The sequence below is a fragment of the Ruthenibacterium lactatiformans genome, assembly GCF_000949455.1.
GTDB lineage: Bacteria > Bacillota > Clostridia > Oscillospirales > Ruminococcaceae > Ruthenibacterium > Ruthenibacterium lactatiformans.
Genome location: NZ_JXXK01000059.1, coordinates 1 through 8,765, shown reverse-complemented (window position 1 = coordinate 8,765; position 8,765 = coordinate 1). Strand labels below are relative to the sequence as shown.

At 52.7% G+C, this 8,765-nt stretch carries 6 protein-coding genes; all 6 read left to right on the top strand.

Annotated features, from left to right (window positions below; genetic code table 11):
- Positions 1-1,762 (top strand): glycosyltransferase family 2 protein (locus tag TQ39_RS19085; protein WP_156146431.1); only part of this gene is annotated, 1,762 nt, incomplete at its 5' end.
- 240 nt (positions 1,763-2,002) lie between these two features.
- Positions 2,003-2,986, top strand: coding sequence for a hypothetical protein (locus TQ39_RS19080; RefSeq protein ID WP_192959860.1), 984 nt, complete (start codon positions 2,003-2,005; stop codon positions 2,984-2,986).
- A 41-nt stretch (positions 2,987-3,027) separates the two neighbouring features.
- Positions 3,028-4,827 (top strand): polysaccharide pyruvyl transferase family protein, encoded by a 1,800-nt coding sequence (locus tag TQ39_RS19075; protein WP_050006711.1) that lies wholly within the window; start codon positions 3,028-3,030, stop codon positions 4,825-4,827.
- A 48-nt stretch (positions 4,828-4,875) separates the two neighbouring features.
- On the top strand, positions 4,876-6,567 hold the full coding sequence (locus tag TQ39_RS19070) for a glycosyltransferase (RefSeq protein ID WP_050006710.1): 1,692 nt from the start codon (positions 4,876-4,878) through the stop codon (positions 6,565-6,567).
- A 9-nt stretch (positions 6,568-6,576) separates the two neighbouring features.
- Entirely contained in the window at positions 6,577-7,455 is an 879-nt protein-coding gene (locus TQ39_RS19065) for a glycosyltransferase (protein ID WP_050006709.1), read from the top strand.
- Positions 7,456-7,484: 29 nt separating this feature from the next.
- The coding region (locus tag TQ39_RS19060) for an N-acetylmuramoyl-L-alanine amidase family protein (RefSeq protein ID WP_420865200.1) at positions 7,485-8,765 on the top strand (1,281 nt) is incomplete at its 3' end.

Here is an 8,765-nt window from a genome sequence, read left to right as displayed (position 1 = left end):
GGGTTCTGTTAAAACAAAAAATAATTTAGAAATTACAGCAAGGGAAATGAAGAAAATGTTTGACGTCTATTTTTTTGAGTCGGCCAAACTTTCAGAATTGAATGTGCAGCGAAGCGAGAGTGAATATTTCCTTTTTTGCGTGCGAGGAATGCGTCTTGCTGAGAATGCACTTGATGCTGCAGAACGTTTTATAGAGCAGCATGGTAAAGTGGCAGCAATGTTATTTCGAGAATTATCGAACGATTCCTTTTGGACTTATGATCCCTGCACACTGGAGCTATGGCTTCCAAGAGCATTTTGTCCTTGCTTTGCTGTTAAGCAACAACTATACTGGGAGGCAGGGGGGATAAATACCGATTCCTCATATTTTTTCGGAATAGATTTGTTAATGACCATTGGCCGTTTAGGGGGAAAACTCGTATATGTACCATCGGTTGGTTACTGGAATATGGAAAAAGCGAATTTGGAATTTCAGAAAGGTAAAGATTGGGGAAAACTGTATTTCGCTGCTATATTTGGAACAAAAGAGGAATTCTTGCAAAGAAAAAAGTCGTTTCCCAGTAAAGAATGCACCGATGCTCAGTTGTTGAAAAAGACGAAAAAAAATCGAAAATATTGGATAGCAAAGCAGCCAGCCGCTCAGTTGTGGAATCTTAGAGAAGAGCCCCCTAAAAAAAGGGAAGTGGTGATATCGGATAGAGATTTCACAAAAATTCAATTTTCAATTCTAATTCGGACGTTTCAAAGACCAGAAGTTTTAAAAAAATCGTTGGAATGCCTTCGATGGCAAACTTATTCCGGTTTTGAAGTGATTGTGGTAGAAGACGGTGCAGAGCCAAATGCTAAAAAAGTGTGTGATGAGGCGGGAAAATGGTTTCCGCTGATTTATAAATGCGTAGGTGAGCATGTAGGCAGAAGCGCGGTTGGAAATTTAGCGATGTCCCTAGCACGCAATGAATATTTTTTGTTTTTGGATGACGATGATTACTATTTAGCAAATCATCTTGAATTACTCGCGCATGCGTTAGCAATGAATAAGTCTTGCAGAATGGCGGCGGCAGGAAGTATTGAACTGGTGGGGAAACAGGCGTGCGATGGGAACTTTAAATTATGGCAGACGATATGCCACCCGGGAAAGGGGGCTTCACTGGAAGATTTGTGCATGGGCAATCCATTCCCAATTCAAGCGGTAGCATTTCATAAATCGTTGGTACAGACTTGTGGAGGCTTGGACATCGAATTAGATGCGCTGGAAGACTGGGACCTTTGGGTGCGCTTTGCAAGGCATAGTACGATTACCGCAGTACAGCAAAAAACAAGTATGTTCAAAGTGCCCCTTGAAGCGGAAAAACGGCTCTCTCGTAGTGAGGCAATGTTGCAAGCACGAAATATGCTTTTAAAAAAATGGGAAATGATATCCGTAGAGAGTACGGCGGCTCGTTTTCTGGAAACACAATGGTCGCTGGAAGAAGGAGAGAAAGAAACGGAACTTTACAGACAAATTCGTGACCAGAGATTGGCAGTACAAGCAATTTGCGCGTCAAGACGATGGCGAAGTACGAATTTTATCCGGAGAAGTGTTGCTTTTTTGGCTGCAAAAGTGAACAGTTTTTCAGATGTAATGAATGGATGGCGTGACAGTATAGGCCCTTTGAGGCCGGAGGAAGAAGAAATGGATAGAAATATTTTGGCTCAATTTATTAACGGCACGCAAAATTCTTGGTGCTGGAAACTTACAAATTGGTGGAAGAAGTTTTCTTGAATCAAAAATGTATCAAAGGCAAATGTAAAAAATTCAAAAAAACGAAGAAAAAATGTTTATATGCTATTATAATGGACTATAGAGAATGAGAAATGGAGATTAGTTTTTGTTATGGTGATATTCACATCTATTTGTGCAAATTATTTGCATAAAGCGCGTACATTGGCAAAATCAGTGAAGAAGCATATCCCGGACGCTACATTTATAGTTTGCATGACTGAGAGGGAAAGGATCCCGGCGATGGAATCTCCGTATTTCGACAAGGTTGTGCTGTCTAAGGATATGTGGAATGGTAACTTTAACCGCTACATCTTCAAGCACGCTATCGTCGAAGCATCCACCGCGGTGAAAGGGCAGTTCTTCCGTTATTTGTACACGGCGTATCCGGACGAGGCGCAGTTTGTATATCTGGACCCCGACTGCTATGTCTACTCCGACTTCGTCGAGTTGCGTGAGTTGCTGAAGAAACACCCTATCGTTGTGTGCCCCCATGTCCTTGAGCCAGGTAATATCGACATGGAGTTGTCCAGCACGGCGCACGGCGTGTATAATCTGGGTTTTTTGGGCGTCAACCGCAGCGAGGAAGCGCAGAAGATGATCAACTGGTGGGCCGAGCGGCTGTACCTGTTCTGCTACGACGACATCCAGAACGGCGTGTTCACCGACCAGAAGTGGATCGACCTTGCTCCCTGCTTTTTCGACACCTACATCTTCAAGCACCACGGCTACGACTTTGCCACGTGGCGCATGATGGACAGCGGTCTGGAGAAACGCGCCGACGGATGGTACGTGCAGGGCGAGCCGCTTCGCTTTGTCCATTTCTCCGGTTACGGCCGCGTCATCGAACAGTGCATGAAAAACTGGCTGCCCGAGGGCGAAAAGGAGTTCCACGAGCTGTACGCGGATTACTGTGTCGAGCACGAGGCCGCCAACGCCGACGGTGTCTCCAAGACGCCCTGGACGTACGACAACTACTACACCGGCGAGAAAGTGCGGCTCGACATCCGCAACGCCTACCGCAAGAACAACGACATCATGTTCGCCTACGACGACCCGTTCGCGTACAGCAACATGTTCTACAACCTGCGCCTCGGCGTGTATCATGTCTCGCTGCGCGATAAGCTCAACATCTGGGCCGAGGGCTGCCGCCGCGCCTACCGCGAGAACGGCTTCGGCGGTATGGTGAAGAAGATCTTTGCGCGCATTAAAAGCAAGTTGGGTTGATTCAGATTGCGCGGATGGCAGTTTACAGGAGGGGGGATTGTATGCCGAAAGACAGATACATTATCGCACAGATCGGAACCTTCGACTGCAAGAATTTCGGAGATCTGCTGTTTCCCAACGTGTTGGAGTGGCATTTGAAAAAACGCGGCCAAAACGCGGAGCTGGTTCTGCTTTCGCCAATGGGCGGAGAAAAGCCGTTCGAGAGCGGCACACTCGTCTATCCGATTTGCGATCTGGAACGCCTGCATCGGGAGAGGCATTTCGATGCCATTGTGATTGGTGGAGGAGACCTTATCCGTCTGGATTCCGGATGGGCTTCTCAGGAAAAATATGATGTCGACGCTTCCACGATGGAACTTTGGCTGATCCCGGCGGTGGTCAGCCTAAAATATGATATCCCGCTGCTGTGGAACAGTCCGGGAGTTCCGTTCCCGTTCACGGCGGCGCAGACGCCGCTGGTAAAGCTGGCGTTGGATGCGGCGGATTACCTTTCGGTGCGCGACGAGACTTCCCGGGACAACTTGGGCGAGACAGAAGCATGCCGCGTCGCCGTTTCACCGGACACGGTTTTTACCGTTGACGGGCTGTATCCGAGAGAGAAGACGGACGGCCTGTTCCTCCGCTTGTGCGAGAGATTCGGGTTTGCGGATGATTTTATGGTATTTCAAGTCAATCAGTCGGTGGCGTCGCCCGATGCATGCGCTGCGGCGCTGCAGGAGGTTCAGACGAAATACGGCTCTGAGATCGTTTTCATGCCGATCGGTTACGTGCACATGGATAAGGAGTGCATGCGTACGCTGTACAGCGCTGTTTCCGGCCGGGACTTGAAAATACGATTCATCGAGGACGAGCTTTCTCCCGTGGAGATGATCGCCATGCTGTCCCATGCACGATGCTTTATCGGAACCAGTCTGCACGGAAGTGCTGTCTCCAGCGCGTATGGCGTACCGGCTGTTGCGCTGAATTTTGCCAATCTTGCAAAAGTCCGGGGCGCGTTCCGGCTTTTGGGCGCGGAGGATTGTCTGGCGGCGGATTTTGCCGACCTGCCGGCAGCGATGGATGCGGCGCTGAAAAGAAGCGCGTCCGCAGCAGCGGAATTGCGGCGGCAGGCGGAAGAACATATGGACCGCCTGATCGGCTGCATCGGCGCACCGAAGAGACACGCCTTCACCCAGCGTGGGGCACAGAGCTTTTTCCTTGAGGTGCACCACATGCTTACAAAAGGGGTCACCCAGCGGCGTGGAATCCTATATTACGCACGCCCGTCGAGCGATTTTTCAGAGAGCGCCCGACAGGATTTCACGTGGCATCAAGGCAAGCCGTTTGTGCGCGAATTCGTATTTGATGCACCGGTGGTTGCCGTCCGGCTGGATCCTCTCGAAGGGAGCGGATGCATCGTGTGGAACTTACACATCCTAGCGGATGGGTGCGCGGTGCCGGAGGATTATGTGGTGGTTCCGTGTGGGGCAAAGAAGCAGGGAACATATTTCCTGTTGGACAGCGATCCGCAGCTCGTGATTCGGATGCCGCGATCGGCCCGTACGATTCGTGTAGAAGCGCACATGTGCAGTCTGGACGAGTCGCAGGAGCGGCTTTGGGCGCAGACGCTCGATAATAAGCTACAGTTTGAAGAGACGCCCGACGCATCTGGATCCGAGACGATGCAAAGAATCTTATGCGAAAAAGAAGCCCACATTGCTGAACTGACAGGCGCGTTGGAAGAAGCGCGCCGGCACGAGATCGAGATGCGGGCTGCACATGAGGCCATTGTACATTCAACGTTCTGGCGGATGACGTGGCCGCTGCGCCGCCTTGTGGGGATGGTAAAAGGCAAGAGGTGAGCATGTGCTGCACGTCTGAGTTGAACATAAGAAAGAGATGGAAAAGCGATGCCGAAAGTTACGGTACTGTTGTTCAGTTACAACCATGAAAAATTTATCCGTGCCTGCATGGACAGCGTACTTGCGCAGACGTTCCGGGATTTTGAGCTGATCGTCATTGACGACTGTTCCACCGATGCAACGTGGGAGATCGTGCAGACATACGACGACCCGCGGATTCAGTGTATCCGGACGCCCCGGAACACGGCAGCGGAGTGGATGTACGACGGGATCGACCGGTTCGGCACGGGAGAGTACATTGCCGTGCAGAACAGTGACGATCTCTGGTTGCCGGGAAAACTGCAGACCCAGGTCGAGTATCTGGACAGCCACCCGGAGTGCGGTGCGGTTTTCACGGGGGCGCAGGTGATCGGTGAGACCGGGGAACCGTATGAGAAGGAAAACCGGTTCTACAGCTCTGTTTTCCGGACGGAGAACAAAGATCGCACGCAGTGGCTGCATGAATTTTTCTACGAGGGGAATTCCCTGTGCGCATCCAGCGTGATGATGCGGCGCAGCCTGTTCGGACAGGCGGATCTGAAACAGCACGGAATTTTTTCTGTTCCCGATTTTCTGCAGTGGGTCCGGGTGTGCAGTGAAACGCAGATCCACATCCTGCCGGAAAAGCTCTCGTGCTATCGCGTGAGAGACGCGGAGAAAAATATCAGCGCCGACACGCCGCAGGGGCACATCCGGTTTGCGTTCGAGAATTTTATCCTGCTTCAGGAATTCCTGAAGCTGAGCGACGAAGATTTTCAGGCTGTCTTTCCGTCGTCCGCGCAGTATGTGCGCGGGGATGTGTTCGACAAGAAGTATGCATATGCGCGCATCCTTCTCGATGAGAGCAGCAGGCCTGAATTCAATCTTCTCGGTCTGCTCGAACTCTACAAGCTGCTGAACAGCGATGAAAGCCGCAAGCGGCTGGAGACTGTTTACGGTTTCACCCATGCCGATTTCATCCGGCTGACCGGAAAGCGTGACGTGTTCCGAATCATCGGGGATGACCGCTATCAGCACTGTACGCTGTTCTATGACTGCGGCAGCGGCCTGTGCGATGAAAACACCTGTGTTCAGGACAGCTATGTGCTGCAGGACGGCACATTCGGAGTGCGATTTGCCCTGCCGGAACACACGCAGATCACGGCGCTGCGGTTTGACCCGGACGAGGGCCACTTCCGCCGCTACAGTGATCTGAAAGTTCTGGTGGACGGAGAGGAATTCCCTGCCGTTCCCCTGTATGCTTTTGAGCAGACGGAGGGCGGCATCGCATTCTATACGACCGACCCCCAGTTTGAAATCGCCCTGCCGCAGCGCCAGGAAGTCCGTATGGTGGAAATCAGCGGGCAGACGAGCCGTCTGCTGCCGTTCGAGGTGGAGGAAAAAGCTATCTGGAAGGCTGCGCAAGAGAACAGGGCTCTGGAGCAGAACTGCCGGGAATTGAATGGGAAAATCAGTGAGCTGAACGAAAAAACCAACAATCTGGAACGTGATTTGGACGAGGCGTTCGCCAATCTTGCGGCGGCACGCCGGGAGCAGGCGCAGGAACATCAGGCGTATGTGGCGCTTCAGGATCAGCTTGCGCAGCGGGACGCCCGCCTGCAGACCTACGCCGAGGACTTCCATACGCGCAGCGAATATTTGCAGCATCACCGTCTGAAAGCGGCTGTGAGGGCGCTTTTGGGCAGACTTTGGAATCAATAAGGAGATCTCATGGAACGAGTCAGTGTTATCATGCCCTGCTACAACGACGGGCAGTATATTGAAGAGGCGCTCTACTCCCTGCGCGCGCAGACGTATCTGAACTGGGAACTGATCGTGATCGACGACGGTTCCGATGAGCCGGAGACGTTGCGCGTTCTGGAACAGCTGGAGGAAATGCCGTATGTGCGGCTGCTGCGCACAAATCATGTGAGGCCGGCCGGCGCGCGCAACGCAGGAATTCAGGCGGCGCGCGGTACTTATATCCTTCCGCTTGACGCCGACGATACGATCGAGCCGACCTATATGGAAAAAGCGGTAAAGATCCTAAACGAGAATCCGCACGTCGGCGTGGTGTACTGCAAAGCGGATCTCTTCGGCGAGCAGAGCGGGCCGTGGGGTCTGCCGGACTACTCCCTGCGCGCGATGCTGCAGGACAACATCGTGTTTGTCACTTCGATGTTCCGCCGGGAGGACTGGGAGCGCGTCGGAGGCTTCAACACCAATATGCACGCGGGTATGGAAGATTACGATTTCTGGCTGTCCATCCTGGAACTGGACCGCGAAGTCGTTCAGATCCCGGAGGTGCTCTTCCACTACCGCATCAAACCGAAGAGCCGCACAACCGGTTTTCAGAACAGTGTGGAGCAGATCAAGGATACATACCATACGCTGTATCGCAATCACACGGCGCTGTACGAAAAGCATCGTGAACTGTACGATCTCACGATGCGCGATACGATGATCGATCTCATCCAGCAGCGCCGAGTGCTGGAAGAAGAAGTGGCGCGGCTGCGTGCGGAGCTTCAGAAATGTGAAATTTTGAACAGCGTGCCCATTTGGAAACGGGTTGTTAACAAATATGTATATCATAATAAGAGAAGCGTCTGATAGGTAAGTGTGTCAGGACGATGAGGCTTATGATGAAAGAGGTGCTTGTCAACAAAATGAAGAGGATAAACAAGCTTTATCGGATGGTACTGATCGGTGCGCTGAGCCTGTGCTTGTGCACATCCCCGGCTTTTGCCCAGGAGTCGGGCAGCTCCGAGGAAAACAGTTCCATGGTGTCGGAATCTTCCTTTGAGGTGTATTGTACGGCGGAAGGCACGGAGGATCCGACCGTTCCGGCGGAAGGCACGGGGGACCCGACCGTTCCGGCGGAAGGTACGGAGGATTCGACCGTTCCGGCGGAAGGTACGGAGGATTCGACCGTTCCGGCGGAAGGTACGGAGGATTCGACCGTTCCGGCGGAAGGCACGGAGGATCCGACCGTTCCGGCGGAAGGCACGGGGGACCCGACCGTTCCGGCGGAAGGCACGGAGGATCCGACCGTTCCGGCGGAAGGCACGGGGGACCCGACCGTTCCGGCGGAAGGTACGGAGGATTCGACCGTTCCGGCGGAAGGCACGGAGGGTCCGACCGTTCCGGCGGAAGGCACGGAGGATCCGACCGTTCCGGCGGAAGGCACGGAGGATCCGACCGTTCCGGCGGAGGATGCAGATGATATGAACAGTCCGGAGTCAGAAACAGATTCTCTCGGGACCGTCAGAGTGGAAGATGGACTCCAGTACGGAGAAGATGGCCGGCTGTATTACTATGAGAATGGGGTTCCGGTGACAAACCGGTGGATTGAACAGGACGGTGCGAAGTACTGGTTTGGTGCGGATGGAGCTGCGGCAACGGGATTAACCGACATCGGCACTGATACATATTACTTTGGCGAGGACCACAATATGGTCAATACCGGCTGGGTTACAATCGGGGATGACTTGTACTACTTCCAGTGGAGTGGTGCGATGGCGCGCAGCACATGGATTGGCGAGAATCCATGGAAGTACTATGTTGGGGCGGACGGCAAGGCATACAAAGAGGGCCTGCACGAGGTCGATGGTGAGAGCTATCTGTTCGGCCAGTACCAGAATATCTACGGCGCGACGTCGTCGGCTGGTGGGTGGCAGACCATTAACAACGACCTGTATTTCATTACAGGAAATGATAGTGTCCTGTTGAACACATGGATCGGTGCAAGTCCATGGAAATACTATGTGGGCGCGGACGGCAAGGCATACAAGGAAGGCCTGCACGAGATCGATGGCAAGAGCTATTTGTTCGGCCAGTATCAGAATATCTATGGTGCGACGTCGTCGGCTGGCGGTTGGCAGACTATCAACAACGACCTGTATTTTATCACGGGAAGCGAT